The 14,201-nt window shown below is 73.7% G+C and carries 15 protein-coding genes; 10 read left to right on the top strand and 5 right to left on the bottom strand.

Going from position 1 to position 14,201, the window contains the following annotated elements; all coding sequences use genetic code 11:
* Positions 1–284: 284 nt before the first annotated feature.
* Positions 285–734: a DUF5707 domain-containing protein gene (locus ABTY20_RS25485; protein ID WP_351999374.1), complete on the bottom strand. Its 450-nt coding sequence runs from the start codon at positions 732–734 to the stop codon at positions 285–287.
* 242 nt (positions 735–976) lie between these two features.
* Between ABTY20_RS25485 and ABTY20_RS25480 the strand changes: the two genes are divergently transcribed.
* From ABTY20_RS25480 to ABTY20_RS25470, 3 genes are read left to right on the top strand one after another with little or no spacing between them, the layout of a single operon-like run.
* Positions 977–3,316, top strand: a complete 2,340-nt coding sequence (locus tag ABTY20_RS25480) for a sensor histidine kinase (protein ID WP_351999373.1) — start codon at positions 977–979, stop codon at positions 3,314–3,316.
* Positions 3,313–3,996: a response regulator gene (locus tag ABTY20_RS25475; protein WP_351999372.1), complete on the top strand. Its 684-nt coding sequence runs from the start codon at positions 3,313–3,315 to the stop codon at positions 3,994–3,996. Before ABTY20_RS25480 ends, ABTY20_RS25475 begins: the two co-directional genes overlap by 4 nt.
* A 36-nt stretch (positions 3,997–4,032) precedes the next feature.
* On the top strand, positions 4,033–4,344 hold the full coding sequence (locus ABTY20_RS25470) for an SCO4225 family membrane protein (RefSeq protein WP_351999371.1): 312 nt from the start codon (positions 4,033–4,035) through the stop codon (positions 4,342–4,344).
* 213 nt (positions 4,345–4,557) lie between these two features.
* Here ABTY20_RS25470 and ABTY20_RS25465 read toward each other — a convergent pair whose 3' ends face one another.
* Positions 4,558–4,953 carry an EVE domain-containing protein gene (locus tag ABTY20_RS25465; protein ID WP_351999370.1) on the bottom strand — a complete coding sequence of 132 codons (396 nt, stop codon included), beginning with the start codon at positions 4,951–4,953 and terminating at the stop codon, positions 4,558–4,560.
* 156 nt (positions 4,954–5,109) lie between these two features.
* On the opposite strand from ABTY20_RS25465, the gene ABTY20_RS25460 reads away from it, so the two are divergent.
* Positions 5,110–5,439 carry a hypothetical protein gene (locus ABTY20_RS25460; protein ID WP_351999369.1) on the top strand — a complete coding sequence of 110 codons (330 nt, stop codon included), beginning with the start codon at positions 5,110–5,112 and terminating at the stop codon, positions 5,437–5,439.
* Between the two features lie 96 nt (positions 5,440–5,535).
* Here ABTY20_RS25460 and ABTY20_RS25455 read toward each other — a convergent pair whose 3' ends face one another.
* Positions 5,536–6,729 carry a PP2C family protein-serine/threonine phosphatase gene (locus ABTY20_RS25455; RefSeq protein ID WP_351999368.1) on the bottom strand — a complete coding sequence of 398 codons (1,194 nt, stop codon included), beginning with the start codon at positions 6,727–6,729 and terminating at the stop codon, positions 5,536–5,538.
* Between the two features lie 287 nt (positions 6,730–7,016).
* Here ABTY20_RS25455 and ABTY20_RS25450 point away from each other — a divergent pair, with 287 nt between their 5' ends.
* The 3 genes from ABTY20_RS25450 to ABTY20_RS25440 all read left to right on the top strand — a co-directional run bounded on the left by ABTY20_RS25450 (position 7,017) and on the right by ABTY20_RS25440 (position 9,305).
* Positions 7,017–7,631, top strand: a complete 615-nt coding sequence (locus tag ABTY20_RS25450) for an ABC transporter ATP-binding protein (protein ID WP_351999375.1) — start codon at positions 7,017–7,019, stop codon at positions 7,629–7,631.
* The gene (locus ABTY20_RS25445; protein ID WP_351999367.1) at positions 7,628–8,380 is read left to right on the top strand and encodes a hypothetical protein; all 753 of its coding nucleotides are present in this window, start codon (positions 7,628–7,630) and stop codon (positions 8,378–8,380) included. Before ABTY20_RS25450 ends, ABTY20_RS25445 begins: the two co-directional genes overlap by 4 nt.
* 301 nt (positions 8,381–8,681) lie before the next feature.
* Positions 8,682–9,305, top strand: coding sequence for a hypothetical protein (locus ABTY20_RS25440; protein WP_351999366.1), 624 nt, complete (start codon positions 8,682–8,684; stop codon positions 9,303–9,305).
* Between the two features lie 491 nt (positions 9,306–9,796).
* Here ABTY20_RS25440 and rpmG read toward each other — a convergent pair whose 3' ends face one another.
* Positions 9,797–9,961, bottom strand: coding sequence for a 50S ribosomal protein L33 (rpmG, locus tag ABTY20_RS25435; protein WP_351999365.1), 165 nt, complete (start codon positions 9,959–9,961; stop codon positions 9,797–9,799).
* A gap of 242 nt (positions 9,962–10,203) precedes the next feature.
* Between rpmG and ABTY20_RS25430 the strand changes: the two genes are divergently transcribed.
* A complete protein-coding gene (locus ABTY20_RS25430; protein WP_351999364.1) occupies positions 10,204–10,695 on the top strand; it encodes a hemerythrin domain-containing protein in 492 nt (163 codons plus the stop codon).
* Between the two features lie 76 nt (positions 10,696–10,771).
* Here the strand turns inward: ABTY20_RS25430 and ABTY20_RS25425 are convergent, their stop codons facing one another.
* Positions 10,772–12,019 (bottom strand): MFS transporter, encoded by a 1,248-nt coding sequence (locus ABTY20_RS25425; RefSeq protein ID WP_351999363.1) that lies wholly within the window; start codon positions 12,017–12,019, stop codon positions 10,772–10,774.
* Between the two features lie 281 nt (positions 12,020–12,300).
* Here ABTY20_RS25425 and ABTY20_RS25420 point away from each other — a divergent pair, with 281 nt between their 5' ends.
* Together ABTY20_RS25420 and ABTY20_RS25415 are read left to right on the top strand one after the other, a co-directional pair.
* Complete coding sequence (locus tag ABTY20_RS25420) at positions 12,301–12,894, top strand: DUF4291 domain-containing protein (protein WP_351999362.1); 594 nt, start codon at positions 12,301–12,303, stop codon at positions 12,892–12,894.
* A gap of 181 nt (positions 12,895–13,075) precedes the next feature.
* Complete coding sequence (locus ABTY20_RS25415; RefSeq protein WP_351999361.1) at positions 13,076–14,011, top strand: LysR family transcriptional regulator; 936 nt, start codon at positions 13,076–13,078, stop codon at positions 14,009–14,011.
* Positions 14,012–14,201: the final 190 nt, after the last annotated feature.

Below are 14,201 nucleotides of genomic sequence, written 5' to 3'. Positions count from 1 at the left end.
GACCGGCTGCCCGGTGCCGTGGTCCTCGTAGTAGAGCTCGATGTCGGTGCTGTTCTCCTGGCCGACGGTGATGAACGCCATGGTGGTCACTGCCTTTCGGTGGGGGACGCGGTGCGGGTGTCGGGCCGGTGCGGGCGGCCCCGACCTCGCAAGAAACCTAGCGCACAACTCAGTTGTGCGCAATTAAATAGCTCCCCCTTCGTCGCCGGTCCTCGTGAACCGGCGAGCGGGGGTCCGGGCAGGGAGCGGCGCCGCCCTCCCGGGCATCCGGCCCCGATGCCGGGTCAGCGGGTGACGTCGAGCGTGGCCGCGCGGGGCACGAACGTCGTGCCACCGTCCTTCGCCGTCGCCAGCACCGACACGTACCAGGCGCCTTCCGCCAGGCCGGCCGCGTCCCGCCGCGTCACCCTCAGGGTGTAGGTGCAGCGGACCGTCCCGGCCGAGGCGCCACGGCACTCGGCCTCGTCCACGTACCGCATCTCCGCCTCCGTCGGGTCGAGCGCCGAGCCCGCCGGCCAGGCGATCACCCTGACCTCGCGGATGCCCGAGTCGTCGCTCACCTCCGCGGAGTACGAGAACTCCCCCGCACCCCGCGAAGACGGCGCGACATAACGGGCGTCGCCGTTCTCCACGGCCGGCTGCGTGGTCCCGGAGGCCACGGCATGGCCGCCGACGGCGGCGGCCCCGAGGACGACGACACCGACGAGAGACGGGACGAGAACGCGCTGGGACATGGGTGATCCCCCTGGGGGTGAGTGGAGTGCCGAGATGCGGGAAGCACGCGGAAGAACCGGTGGTCGGCCGGCCGCCTTCCCGATGTGATCGAGACTAGGGCCGGGACAGGACGCGGTCCTCACGCCGCGGAACGATTCACGCCTCGAACCGTGGGTGCAGTCCCTGCACCCCAGGTAAGAGGACGGGCTCCGCCTTGAGCCCGAGGACAGCCGCTCACCTGCGGTCCTACCCTTGATCCCTCATGAAGAGAACCGACGACCGGCTCCTGCCCCTCCTCCTGCTCGGCGCCCAGACCGCGGTGTGGCCGGGAGCCGACCTGTTCCGCGGGACCGTTCCGGCGGGGGACGACCTTTTCGTGGCGTCCCTCGTCGCCGGGCTGGTGACGGCCGCGCTCTGCCTGCGCCGTTCGAAACCGGTGGTCGCCCTCCTCCCGGTCGCCGCCGCCTGTGCGGTGGGCGCCGCCGCCTTGCCCACCGGGGCCACGGCGGCGTCGGGAACGGCGGGCGTGGCCCTGGCCCTGTTCACCGTGGCCGCCGAACGCGACACCTTCACCGCCGTGCTGTGCGTGATGGCACTCACCGCCTGGCAGTCCCTGTACGGCATCACCCTGCACGGGCTCAGTGACCGCGACGGACTCGACCTCGTCCTGACGATCGTGCTGTACGCCGCCGCGTCCGCCACCGGGATGCTGGTGCGGCGGAGCCGGCGCGCACAGCGGGCGTCCGAACAGCGGCTGAAGCGGGCCGAGATCGAGCGCCACCGGCTCCCGGCGGTCGAACGGCAGCGGATGAAGAGGGAGTTGCACGATGTCAGCGCCCACCACCTGACGGCCGTGGTCGTCACGGCGGGTGCGGCGCTCGGGCTGCGCGACCGCCGCCCCGAACTGGCCGACCAGGCCCTCCGCTTCGCCGTGGAGACAGGCCGTGAGGTCACCCGGGCGCTCGGCGCGGTGAGGGCGCCGGCGCCCTCACGGGAACAGCGGCCGTCGCCGAGGGAGCGGCTGCTGGGCCTGGTCGCCGGGGTCTCCCAGGTGGGCCACCACGTGGAGCACGAGATCGACGCGCTACCGGACGACGCCGTCGGGGACGCGGCGTACGGCATCGTGCGCGAGGCGCTGACCAACGTGGCGCGGCACGCGCCCGGCGCGCACACCACCGTGACGTGCCGGTACGGCGACGCCCGCACGGAGGTCGTCGTCACCAGTGCCGCGCCGCCGGCCGGTTCGCCGGCCCACGCCGCCGGTCTCGGCTCGGGACGCGGCCAGGGCTTTCTCCGGTCGCGGGCCCGGGAGGCGGGCGGCACCCTGACCAGCGGCCCCACGGCGGAGGGCGGCTGGGAGGTGAGAGCGGTTCTGCCCGGCCGGATCGCGGCCGCCTCGGTGAAGCCGTCGGTCCCGTGGCGGTACCGCCTGGCACAGGTGACGGCCGCCGTCGGCCTCGTCCTGCAACCGCTCCTTCCCCTCCTGCTGGTACGGACGGAACCCACCTCGACCGGCCCCGGAGTGTCGGCGGGCGTGCTCTTCGCGCTGCTGGCCGCGGGGCAGGCGCTCGCGCTGCTGTGGCGGCACCGGGCACCCCGCACCACCCTGGGCGTCGTCTGCGCGCTGGCGCTGCTCTGGCCGGCGGCGACGGCCGTGGGACAGTACACCGGCTGGGTGCTCCTTCCCTCCCTGCTGAGCATGGCCGCCACCTGCGCGGCGGTCGCCTCCGCCGCGGCCCGTGCGGCGGCCGCCGGCCCGTCGGCCGCCGCAGGCCGCCCGGGCTTGTCCCTGCGGGCCGGCCCGGTCGTGGCCGTGGTGGTGCACGCGGTGGCCACGACCGCCGCCCTGCGGCACCGGGACGCGTCCTTCCCCTTCTGGGCGCTCGCCGCGGGGGCGACGGCCCAGGCAGCCCTGGTGGTCGGCGCGGCGTGGTGGGGCGGGACCCTGCGCGGGCGTCACCGCCGGGCCGCCCGCAGCGCGCAGGCCGGACACCTCGCGGCCTGGACGGAGGAGGCGGTACGGGACGCCTGGGCCGAGCGCCGCCGGATCGCCGCCGGGCTGGAGACCACCGTGCTGGCGCGAACCGCCGACATGGTCGCGCAGGCCGAGGCGGGCCGGCTCGACGAGGTCGCCGAGCGTGCCCGTGACGCCCTCGCCGCGATGCGCGCCCTGCTCGACACGGTCCGGGACGCCCGGGCCACGCCCTCGCTGCGTCCGCAGCCCACCCTGCAGGCTCTCGACCTCCTCGGCCATCAGCTCCGGGCCACCGGCCGCGACGTCGAGATACGTCTGACCGACCGCATGCCGAGACGGCTGCCCACCCCCGTGGACCTGGCTGCCTACCATGCCTGCGAAACGGTACTCGCGGCCGGCGGCGAGGAGCCGATGGTGGTGGAACTCGACGTGGACGACGACGCGTTGACGATCACGGCGACCGGAGTTCCGGACACCGAGCGTCACGCCCTGTGCCAACGGCTTTCGGCACGGGCCGTGGTGGCCGACGGGACGGTCGTCACCGGTCCGACGGGGCCGGTCCGCGTCCTGCTGCCGCTGACCGCGGCGTCGGCTGTGCCGCAGGACGACGAGGAGGGACAACGATGAGCCTCAGGGTGCTGGTCGTCGACGACCAGGGCATCGTACGGGCGGGGTTCGCCGCCGTGATCGACGCCGAGGAGGACCTGACGGTCGTCGGCGAGGCCGCCGACGGGTCCGAGGCGGTACGGCTCGCCGGGGAACTGGCGCCCGACGTGGTCCTCATGGACGTACGCATGCCCCGGCTGGACGGCATCGCCGCCACCCGGATCATCACCGGCCGTCCCGACGCGCCCCGCGTCCTGGTGCTGACCACCTTCGACCTCGACGCGTACGTGTTCGACGCGCTGCGCGCCGGTGCCTCCGGTTTCCTCCTCAAGGACGTGCACCCCGGTGAACTGCTCAATGGCATCCGGGTGGTGGCCGCCGGCGAGAGCGTCCTCGCCCCGTCCGCCACCCGCAGGCTCATCGGCCACTACGCCTCCGGCCCGGGCGCCGCGTCCCCGGGCGGCGGCACACCGCGCGAACTGGACAGCCTGACCGGTCGTGAGCGCGGTGTCCTCGCCCTGATCGCCGCGGGGCTCACCAACACGGAGATCGCCGAGCACCTCGGCATCACCGTCGGCACCGTGAAGTCCCACGTCAACTCGTTGCTCCGCAAGCTCGAACTGCGCGACCGGGTCCAGGCGACGATCCTCGCCTACGACCTCGGTCTCGCCCACCCCAACCCGCCCCACTCCCCCGTCTGACCCTCCACGGCCACCACGATCCAGGAGTCCGCCACCATGTCCCGTCCAGGTCCCTTCGTCCTCCGCGGTGTGCGCCGCGCCCTCGGGACCACCGCCGCCCGGGTCTATCTGGTGGCCTGTGCCCTGCTGCTCGGGTGGGCTCTCGTGACCGCCTCCGACGGGTCCATGGCGCTCGTCGTCCCGATGTTCGCCACCCTGCCGACCAGTCTCGTCCTGCTGCTCGTCCTGCCCGAAGGCGGCGCGGTGTTCCTGCTCTCCATGGTGCTCGGAGCACTGGTCAACGCCCTGGTCATCGGCTGGTGCGCCCGGACGCTGCGCCGCGGGAACGCCCCGGACGCCGCCGCCTGACGGCAAGCGGCGGGCGGACCGCCCCCCCTGCGCCGTCCCCCGGATCACCGGCGTCGGTCCCCGGGTCCGGCCGTGGGAATGCCCGAGGCCGCCGTGCGGGATCAGCGCGGTCCGGTGGGGCCGGGGATCCGGCCGGGTTCCCTCCGCGCGGCCGCGCACTGCCGCCGGCCGGGTTCCCTCCGCGCGGCCGCGCACTGCCGGAGGTACCCGCTCTCACAGGCCCGCGTGGTCCAGCAGCAGTCCGAGGTCTTCGTCCCTCACCCGGGTGACCCCCTGCGGATGCCTGTTGGACAGGGCGTGCAGCGGAACGGGGTCGCGGTGCAGCCGGCGGGTCGCCGCCGGGTTCAGCGTCGCCGTGACCCGCCACGGCTGGCGAGGGCTGCCGGCCGCCTCGTACGGCTCGCCCTCGATCTCGGCCACCGCGGCGATCTCCCGCACCGGCGCGGCGAAATAGATCCACAGCCGGTCGCCGGGGGCCATGCGGCGCCACCTGGACAGGCACCACTCCCGGCGGGGCGCGGTCCCGGCGAGTTCCAGCATGCGGTCCTTGTCCGAGGAGCCGCCGTCCGAAGCGGTGTCCGCGGGTTTCACGATGAACAGCCAGTCCACGGATGCTCCTCCGTTCCCGTGCGTCCGTGCCGTGCCGTGTTCGGCACGGCTCTCCTGTGTGCTGCCCGGTACGGGGGCCGGCATGACCGGGGCCGGGGAAATGGTTCGCGTAGGCTGACCGTCGCCCGTGGCCGGAGGAGCGCGGAAGGGCGGAGCATGGTGGTCGCGTCGATCGGTGTGTGGCTCGTCGCCGAGGCGGGCGGGGGGTTCGTGTACTCCTGGCTGGTGCCCGATGACGAACGGCGCGGCTGGATGCTGTTCACCCCGGCGGAAGGGCTCTTCCGGGAATGCGACGAAACGGGAGCCGTCCCCGAGGACGGCATGGAGGTCCGCTTCGGACTCACCGAGGAGGAGTCGGCGCGCAGGCACGCACACCGGGAGGGCGATCAGGGGTGGCGGGTGATGGTGACGGCGGCCTACGGCGTCTGGAAGGGGTTCCAGGAGCACGGGGAACCCCCACGGCGGGCCCACCGCACCTTTCACTGAGACGGCGGTCGGCCGGGCGGGACGGCCGAGGTCCGGAAGCCGGCGCCGCCGAGGACGTGGCGGGCGGAGCGGCGCCGTACGGCGGACCGCCGCGGCTCATCGCCGCGGTTCCGGGCCGGTCCCGGCCGGTCTGCGGCGTGTGCCGTGCCAGTCCAGTATCAGGACCGTGGCGTCGTCCCTGAGGTTGCCCCGGCAGGCGTCGAGCACTGCGGCGGTCAGGCTCCGGACGGCCTCTCTCGGGTGCAGCGGGCGGGTGTCGCGGGCGAGCGCGGCCAGGTCGACGGCCGCGGCATCGCGCTCCTGCATTCCGTCGGTGAGCAGGATCAGGCGGTCTCCGGGCCGCAGGTGCAGTTCCTGCAGCCGGTAGGGGGTCGGCGCCACCACGCCGAACGGCAGGTTGACGGCGAGCTCGACCTCTTCGACGGTGCCGTCGCGCAGCCGCAGTGGCCGGGGATGACCGGCGTTGACCAGCTCGCAGATGCCTGTTTCGAGGTCGACGCACAGCAGCTGCCCGGTGGCCAGGCCGCGGTTGTGGCTCAGCAGGGCCTGGTGGGCGCGGTTGGCCTGGTTGAGGGCGTCACAGCCGCTGCGGCGCGCCTGTCGCAGCGCGCCGATCAGCAGGGTGGCCAGCAGGGCCGAGTTCGTGTCGTGGCCCATGGCGTCGGTGACGGACAGGTGCAGGGTGTCGTGGTCGAGGGCGTAGTCGTAGGTGTCGCCGCCGATGTCGTCGGCCGGCACCAGCCCGGCGGCGAGGGTGAACTGGGCCGCCTCGCAGCAGGGGGCCGAGGGAAGCAGCTGGTGCTGGATCTCCGCGGCGAGGCTGGTCCGCGTGGTGCGCCGGCCCAGGTGGTAGAGGTCGGTGAAGCGGCGGTCCGTGACGATGATGTAGGCCAGCGCGTGGGCCGCGTCGCGGACCTGCCGGAGCACGGTGTCGTCGGCGGACTGCAGGGTCACCTCCAGCACGCCGATGCAGTCGCCGCGGTTGGTGACCGGCGTGATGACGCGCCGTCCGCCCTGGCCGTCCGGTTCCACGGCCTGGTGCTGGCTCCGCAGTACGCGGTCGTAGACGCTGCCCTGCAGGTCGATCGGCTCCTGGGAGTCCGCGACGCCGGCGCCGGCCGCGGTGAGCCGTACCAGCCGTTGACCGACGAGGTCGACGAAGAGGAAGGACACATGCTCCGCACCGAACCGCTTCTGCAGATCGCGTGCCACCACCTCGACGGACTCACCGGGCGGTGCCGCCTCCGCAGCGGCCAGCAACTCGCCCAGTTCCACGTCTCCACCCTTCACCACGACCTCCCATCGGCTGCCGCATCTTTTTCCCCGAGTTTCCGCGACCTCACTCCCACCCGTCCCGCCTGCCCGGCCAGGCGGGACGGGGCCTGCGGGACGTGTCCCGACGGGCCCGTGCGTCGTTGGCCGGTCGGAACCCGTGCACTCCACCGCTCCCGAGGAGCCCCCGTGGCCAGTTCGAGCCCGCTCTCCGCCGACCAGGACGAGGGGACGCCGCCCCTCCGTCGCCCGTTCGCCGGCGCCCCCTCCCGGCCCCGGGGCCGGACGTGAGGCGGCGACCGGCGGTGGTGCTGCGCGTCACGGCGGTCCGCAAGGGCTTCGGGTCCCGGCAGGTCCTGCGCGGAGTCGGCTTCGAGGCACGGGCGGGGCAACTGGTGGGCATCGTCGGGGAGAACGGCGCCGGGAAGACCACCCTGCTGCGCATCCTCAGCGGCGACCTGCGCCCCGACAGCGGACGCGTCGACCTGGTGGGCACGCGGGGGTACTGCCCGCAGCACCCGGTCCTGGACGAGGAGCTGACCGTGCGCCAGCACCTGCGGCTCTTCCAGGTCGCCTACCGCCTGCCGGACCCCGGCCACGCGCTCCGGCTGGTCGACGCCCTCTCCGCGGCCGGCTATCTGGACACGCCGGTGAAAGTCCTCAGCGGTGGCACCCTGCAGAAGCTGAACCTGGTCCTGGCCCTGATGCACGACCCGGACGTCGTGCTGCTCGACGAGCCGTACCAGGGCTTCGACTGGGAAACCTACCTGCGGTTCTGGGACCTGGCCCAGGAGCTGAAAGGCCGCGGTCGCACCGTGATCATCGTCTCCCACCTCGCCCACGACACCGAGCGCCTGGACGTCCTGCACCATCTGCACGACGGTCTCCTCGGGCCCTTCCCCACGGCGGGCACCCCATGAGCGCCTACCTGGTCGCCTGCCGCTACGCCCTGCTGGCCATGGCGAAGAACCGGCTGGCCGCCGTGCTCCTGATCGCCTTCATCCCGATGTGGATCACCGTGGCGAAGACCCTCACCACGCCGAAGACGTTTCCCTTCCGGCTGCGCGCCACCGGAACCTGGCTGCGCGCCGGCGGGGACGAGATCACGATGATCAGCGGCTCCCTGAACGCCGTGTCCCTCCTCGTGGGATTCCTGATGTTCAGTGCCGCACGCCGCACCAGGGCCTTCGACCGTCGTCTCACCGCGGCCGGCTATCCCCGGGCCGCCCTCATCGGCGCCAAGCTCACCACGCTCCTGGTGGCGTCAGTGCTGGTCAGCACCTATGCCACCGCCTGGATGCTGGTGTTCTGGTCCCCCCTCCAGCCCTTCCTCCTCGGCATCGCGGTCCTGGCGGTCTGCCTGGTCTACGGGGCCATGGGCATGTGTCTGGCCCTCTTCCTGCGCGGTGAGGTCGAAGGACTGGTCACGATCATCATGACCAGCATCATCGACCTCGCGCCGCAGAATCCCGTCGCCAGCACCACCGCCGACAAAGCCCTGGTCGAGCTGCTTCCGAGCTACGGCTCCCTCCAGACCAGCCTCGCCGCGGGCTTCACCCGGAACGCCACCTCGAGCCCTCTGCTCCACAGCACGGCCTGGCTGGCCGCCATGATCACCACCGTGCTCGCCGCCTTCGCCCTCCACACCCGCACCCGCCATGACGGGTGAGGGCCCCTGCGAGGCCGTGAGGCCCGGCGACGGGTGACCGGCGACGGAGGAGGGCGCCTGTCCGGATGCCCGCTCCGGGGCCCGGGCGGGCAGCGTCCGGCCGTTCCCGGCCCCGCCGGATGCTCCGCACCGCCGGACCGGGGTCGGGAAACGGGGTCGGGCGGGATCGCCGGGCGTCGCACCGTGCGCCGGCTTCCCTCACCCGGGGCGGGAACCGACCGGCCGGAACGACTCGTCACTGATCATTGCCGCCGCCCGGAGCGGCGGGAACCACCTTGGCGGAACAACAGCGGGGGATGTCATGAAGTGCGCGTCTGCGGCGAGAGCGGGCCTGACGGCCGTGGCGGTGCTGGCGATGCTGACGGTCAGCGGCTGCCGGGGGGACGAGGCGGGGCTTCCCCCCGCCTCCCCGAGCGGGCGGGTCTCCGAGCCCGCGTCGCCGACGCCCGCGGCGGAGCGGGGCGGTCCGCGCACCCTGGTGGACGCTCCCAGGGCGGGTGGCCTGGACAAGCTGACGGGGGACGGAGCCCTGACGGACGTCCCCGTCGACCCGGGCGAGATCCGGGACGGCATGACGCTGGTCACCGGCGCCTACGGGAAGCCGGACGGGCGGGGCGCGCCCGTGCTGTTCGAAGGCGTCGATCACGTTCCCGAGGACACCAACGAGCGTCGTGAGCACCTGTTCCGGGGGATGCTCGAGTACATCCGGTGGGACCCCGAGCTGGGGAACCCCGAGGCCCGGCCCCTGGATCCGGGACCGCTCGGCGGCTCGGTGGAGTGCCTGCTCGCCTCGCTGAGCGAGGACGGCGACGTCATCTGCGGCTGGGCCGACGAGGGCACCGCGGCCGTCGCGCTCTTCGAGGACAGCACGCCCGCCGACGCGGGGAAGCTCTTCGTCGAGATGCGCGGGGACCTGGAGCGCTGACCGGCCGGTGAGCGGGAGCGGGGCCGCGGGGACCGCACCACGGCGAGGCGGCGGCCGTCCGGCCGGGTGGGCCGGGGTTCCCGCCCGCGCACCGGGTCCGCGGGCTGCCGGCCCACCGTCCGGGAGCGGAGCCCGTCGGGGTTGAGCACTGCCCCGATGCGACTGATCCGGTCGCCTGTGACGTCGGACGCCGTCACCGACACGGTGGCGCCGTCCGTCCGGGCCGCCAGGCCCGGCTGACCGTACGCTCCAGGAGCCTGACGCCGGTCGCCGCGACGGGCGGTCCGTCACCAGGCGCGCCGCGTCGCCGGCACCGCGGCCTCCCCCAAGGCCGGCGCGCCGCCTGATCCGGCACGGAGCGCCCAGCCCGGTCGGCGCTCCCGCTGCTCACGCCCGTGGAGTGCCACTCCCCCGGACGGAGGTGTCCGCGTGGTGCCTCGCGGACCGTCCTTCCCGGGACGCCTCCGCCGCCGGGGCGGCGGAGGCGGGTTTCATCGCTCCTCGCGGAAGAGGACGTGTTCGCCGGCGACCGCATCGTACTTCCGCAGGACCAGCCGGTCGGGGTCGTTCAGACGGTTCTTGCGGGTCACGTAGGTGACTCCGGTGCCTGCCGTCGACTTCAGCCTGATGACCGGCCGCGCGGTGCTGCGTGCCATGAGGTGCTCCTTCCGCCACCACCCGAGCCGATTGGCCCGGGCATGCCATACAGGGGGTGCAACGGTGTCGGCGGGCGCCGTATTCCGGCCGTCCCGCTCCCCGCGGGCGGGTCCCGGCTGCCCCTTCGGTCCTCCTGCCGGGAAGACGCGTCCGACGTGGTGGGGACCGGGAGTACTCAAAGTGGCAGGAGCGGGCAAGCGGGAGGGGCACCATTCCCCACCCTTACAGGAGTACGCGTTCCATGGCCGAGACACAGGACGTCGTCGAGCTCATCCTCCAGGACCACCGGCGCATGGAGGAGCTCTTCCGCCGGATGCGCAGCGTCGAGGCCGACCGAGCGGCCGCGCTGCGGGAGTTCGCGGACCTGCTGGTCGCACACGCGCTGGCCGAGGAGACCAAGGTCTACCCCGCCCTCAAGCGGTACAAGAACATCGACGACGAAGAGGTCGAGCACGGCGAGCACGAGCACGACGAGGGCAACAAGGCCCTCCTGGAACTCCTCGAGGTCCAGGAGATCGGCTCCGAGGAGTGGGACTCGAAGCTGGAGGCGCTCGTGGAGGCCGTCACCCACCACGCCGACGAGGAGGAGCGGACCATCCTGAACCAGGCCCGGGAGAACGTGGCGATGCGGCGGCGGGAGGAGCTGGGAGCGGCGTTCCTGGAGGAGCGTGAGCACCATCTGAAGTCCGACTGCGGTTCCGTGGACCATGTGCGCCGGATCGTCGAGGGCTGATCGGCGGCGATGAGAAGAGGGTTCGCGCCGTGACGGCGGTGCCCGGCGGCAGGGACTCCGGCGCGGCGCCACCGGCTCACGGGGAGGTCGTCCGCGCCGGTTCCGGCCCCGGGGGGAGTGCCGCCGCTCGGCGGCGGAGCAGCAGCGGGGTCGCCAGCAGGAGGACGCCGGCCAGCCCGATGGCCGTGCGCGGGCCGAGCAGGGAGCCCAGCACGCCCCACAGGGCCGTCAGGAGCGCGGTCGTGGCCCTGGTCGTCACCGTCCAGGCGGTCAGTGTGCGGGTGATCCGGTCGGTCGCGGTGCGCTGGAGGCGGTAGGTGGCGTGGACGGGGTTGAAGACCCCGCAGCAGAGGACGAGTCCGCACTCGACGCCGATCACCAGCAGCAGTCCGCCGGCGCCGGGGCCCAGGAAGGCCAGGCCGACGGGCCAGACGGCCCGCAGCGTCCCGGACACGGCCAGGACCCGGTACTGCCCGAACCGGGTGACGAGCGGCCGGGCCAGCCACGATCCGAGCAGTCCGCCGAGCGAGGGCGCGGCGAAGGCCAGTCCGTACTGCCACGGCGCGAACCCCAGCGGTCCGAGCATCTGGACCGCCAGCAGTGGCTGAACGGCCATCACCAGGCCGTTGAACAGGGCGGTGTTGAGGAACAGCGGGCGCAGCGTCGCGTCGGCGAGGATGTACCGCCAGCCGGCGAGGAGGTCCCCGGACCGCACGCGCGCGGCCTCCCGGTGCCCGGTCCGCGGCTCCGGTCCGCCCGTCGCGCGCAGGCTCAGAGCCGAGAGCAGGTGGCTGACCGCGTCGGCCGCCACCGTCGCCACCGGGCCGAGGATCCCGGTCACCGCGCCGCCCACCGGCGGTCCGACGATCGTGATCGTCCAGGTCGTGGACTCCAGGCGGGCGTTGGCGACGAGCAGGCCCTCGGCCGGCAGCAGCGCCTTCAGGTACGCGCCGGAGGCCGCGCGGAAGGTGATGTCCGCCGCCGCGACGACGACCGGGACCAGCAGCAGCTGGAGGAAGGTGAGCACGCCGAACGCGAACGCGGCGGGGACCGTCAGCAGCGCCGCGCACCGCACCAGGTCCATCGCGATCAGCACCGCCCGCTTGCGGCGGTGCTCCACCCACGGGCCGAGCGGCACCGCCACGGCCGCGCCCGCCGCAGCCCCCACGGAGGACAGCGCGGCGACCTCGGCCGGTCCGGCGTGCAGCACCTGGACGGCGATCAGCGGAAACGCGCCGAAGGCGAGCCAGGTGCCGAGCGCGCTGGTCCCGTACGCCGCCCAGAACCACCCGAACCGCCGCCCCAGCCGGTTCCCGCTCCCCATCCCCGATGCTCCTCGCCGCTCATCGCTCGTCCGCACGTCCGGTCCGCGATCGGACGTATCAAAGCGAGTGCGTCCACCGGGGATCAAACAACCGCGGGATCACGGGCCACAACCACCGGTTGTGGCTCCAGGGGGCCGAGGGATCATCTCCATGGGCGGGGCCGACGGTCCGTCCGTGCTTCCCGGATGCCGTCGTCCTCGTCCGCCCTCGCAGGCCCGGCGACCGCGCACCGCGGTAATTCGTTGGCGCGCGGCGGACAAGGGCGCCCACCCTGGTCCCCGTGACAGAACCCACGCACCGGATACGAGCCCTGCACACGGACTCCACGGTCACCGTCTACCAGGCGTACGCGCCGGAGATCGGCCTGCCGGCGGCCCGGGAGGGCCGTTTCCCGGCCGTGTGGCGGCGGGACCGGATGACATGGATCAAGCCGTCCTTCCTGTGGATGATGTACCGCTGCGGATGGGCCGCCAAGGAGGGCCAGGAGACCGTCCTGGCCGTCGAAATGACCCGGAAGGGCTTCGAGTGGGCACTGGGACACGCCTGTCTGTCCCACTACGAGCACGGCCTCCACACCGACCGCGCCACCTGGAGGCGCCAGTTGAAGCAGGCCCCGGCCCGGGTGCAGTGGGACCCCGAGCGCGACCTGCGCCTCCGGCCGCTCCCCCACCGGTCGCTCCAGCTCGGCCTCGCCGGCGAGGCCGCACGCCTCTACGCCGACGAGTGGCTCGTCTCCGTCACCGACGTCACACCACTCGCCCACGCGATCCACGCCCGCGTACGGGACGGGGACCTGGAGTCCGCCCGGCAGCTCCTGCCCCGCGAACGCCCCTACCCCGTGGACGACGGGCTCCTGGCTCATCTGTGCCAGTGATCCGGGCCCGACCGTGGGGACGGCCTCGCGGCGGTGTCCGCCTCGCCGCCGACCGCACGTGCCGCACCCGGGCCGGGGCCGCGGCCGATCCGAGCGTCACGGGTGCCGCCGTCGCACGCGTGTCCCGCGCGCCTCGCCCCCCCCGAAGGACACCCGTGTCCGGGACTCCTAGGGTGTCGGCGTGGACCTCGATACCGTTCGGACCTTCGTCGCTGTCGCCGACGCGGGACAGTTCCAGGAGGCCGCCGTGGAGCTGGCGGTCACCCAGCAGGCCGTCTCCAAGCGCATCGCCGCGCTGGAACGCGGCCTCGGCGTGCGGCTGTTCACCCGTACCGCCCGCGGCGCGGAGCTCAGCATCGACGGGCGGGCGTTCCTGCCCCACGCGCGCGAGCTGTTGCGCGTCGCCGAGCGCGCGGTGGCGTCCGTGCGGCCCGGCCGCCGTCCGCTGCGCGTCGACGTGATCGCCTCGCGCAGCGCGCAGTCGGGTCTGATGCGCGACTTCCACCGCGCACACCCCGGGATCGACCTCGACGTGACGATGCTGTTCGACATCGAGACGGCCGTCACCGCCCTTCGCTCCGGTGCGATCGACGCCTCCTTCCGCGCCGTCGCCGCGCCCGGCCACCCCCTCCCCGAGGACATCGACTCCGTCCGGGTGCTCGACGAGCCGCTCCAGCTCCTCACCGGCCCCGCCCACGCACTGGCGGGCGCCCGGTCGGTGACCGTCGCCCAACTGGCCGGGCACCGGATCTGGATGCCCGGCATCGCCCCCGGCACCGAGTGGGCCGCCTACTACGACGACCTCGTCGCCGAGTTCGGCCTCACCGTGGAAGCGACCGGCCCCAACTTCGGCTCCGACGCGCTCCTCGACACCGTCTTCGACACCCCCGCCCTGGCCACCTTCATGGGCGGGCACACCCGCCTCATCTGGCCCGCCGGCCACGACCTGCGCCGCATCCCGGTCACCGACCCGACGCCCGTCTACCCGCACTCGCTCCTGTGGCACCGGGACAACCCCCACCCGGCGCTGGCCGTCCTGCGCGCCCACCTCGCCGCCGCGACGGCCGGCCACGACGCCGCCGGGACCTGGACGCCGGGCTGGGTGACACCGCGCTGAACCGCTCCTCCGACTGGTCCGCACGAAGGCGCGCTGTCCCAAGGCGCTCGGACACCGCTCCTCACGGCGTGGGTGAGGGCTGTGCGGGCCGGGGGATCCCAGCTCGTCGAGCAGCGTGTCGAAGAGGTCTTCCACGAAGGGTTCGTGCGAGCGGAGCAGCTCCTCGACCACGGACTGCCGCGCCATGACC

Source organism: Streptomyces sp. NPDC126497 (assembly GCF_040302425.1).
In the GTDB taxonomy this organism is placed as follows: Bacteria; Actinomycetota; Actinomycetes; order Streptomycetales; family Streptomycetaceae; genus Streptomyces.
The sequence above is the reverse complement of the archived record's forward strand: the minus strand, read 5'-3'. Positions and strand labels throughout refer to the sequence as shown.

What these genes read in the sequence shown, in the direction of transcription:
- ABTY20_RS25485 (WP_351999374.1), bottom strand. Translation starts at nt 734, where the DNA reads ATGTCCCAGCGCGTTCTCGTCCCGTCTCTCGTCGGTGTCGTCGTCCTC.
- ABTY20_RS25480 (WP_351999373.1), top strand. Translation starts at nt 977, where the DNA reads ATGAAGAGAACCGACGACCGGCTCCTGCCCCTCCTCCTGCTCGGCGCC.
- ABTY20_RS25475 (WP_351999372.1), top strand. Translation starts at nt 3,313, where the DNA reads ATGAGCCTCAGGGTGCTGGTCGTCGACGACCAGGGCATCGTACGGGCG.
- ABTY20_RS25470 (WP_351999371.1), top strand. Translation starts at nt 4,033, where the DNA reads ATGTCCCGTCCAGGTCCCTTCGTCCTCCGCGGTGTGCGCCGCGCCCTC.
- ABTY20_RS25460 (WP_351999369.1), top strand. Translation starts at nt 5,110, where the DNA reads ATGGTGGTCGCGTCGATCGGTGTGTGGCTCGTCGCCGAGGCGGGCGGG.
- ABTY20_RS25445 (WP_351999367.1), top strand. Translation starts at nt 7,628, where the DNA reads ATGAGCGCCTACCTGGTCGCCTGCCGCTACGCCCTGCTGGCCATGGCG.
- ABTY20_RS25440 (WP_351999366.1), top strand. Translation starts at nt 8,682, where the DNA reads ATGAAGTGCGCGTCTGCGGCGAGAGCGGGCCTGACGGCCGTGGCGGTG.
- rpmG (WP_351999365.1), bottom strand. Translation starts at nt 9,961, where the DNA reads ATGGCACGCAGCACCGCGCGGCCGGTCATCAGGCTGAAGTCGACGGCA.
- ABTY20_RS25430 (WP_351999364.1), top strand. Translation starts at nt 10,204, where the DNA reads ATGGCCGAGACACAGGACGTCGTCGAGCTCATCCTCCAGGACCACCGG.
- ABTY20_RS25425 (WP_351999363.1), bottom strand. Translation starts at nt 12,019, where the DNA reads ATGGGGAGCGGGAACCGGCTGGGGCGGCGGTTCGGGTGGTTCTGGGCG.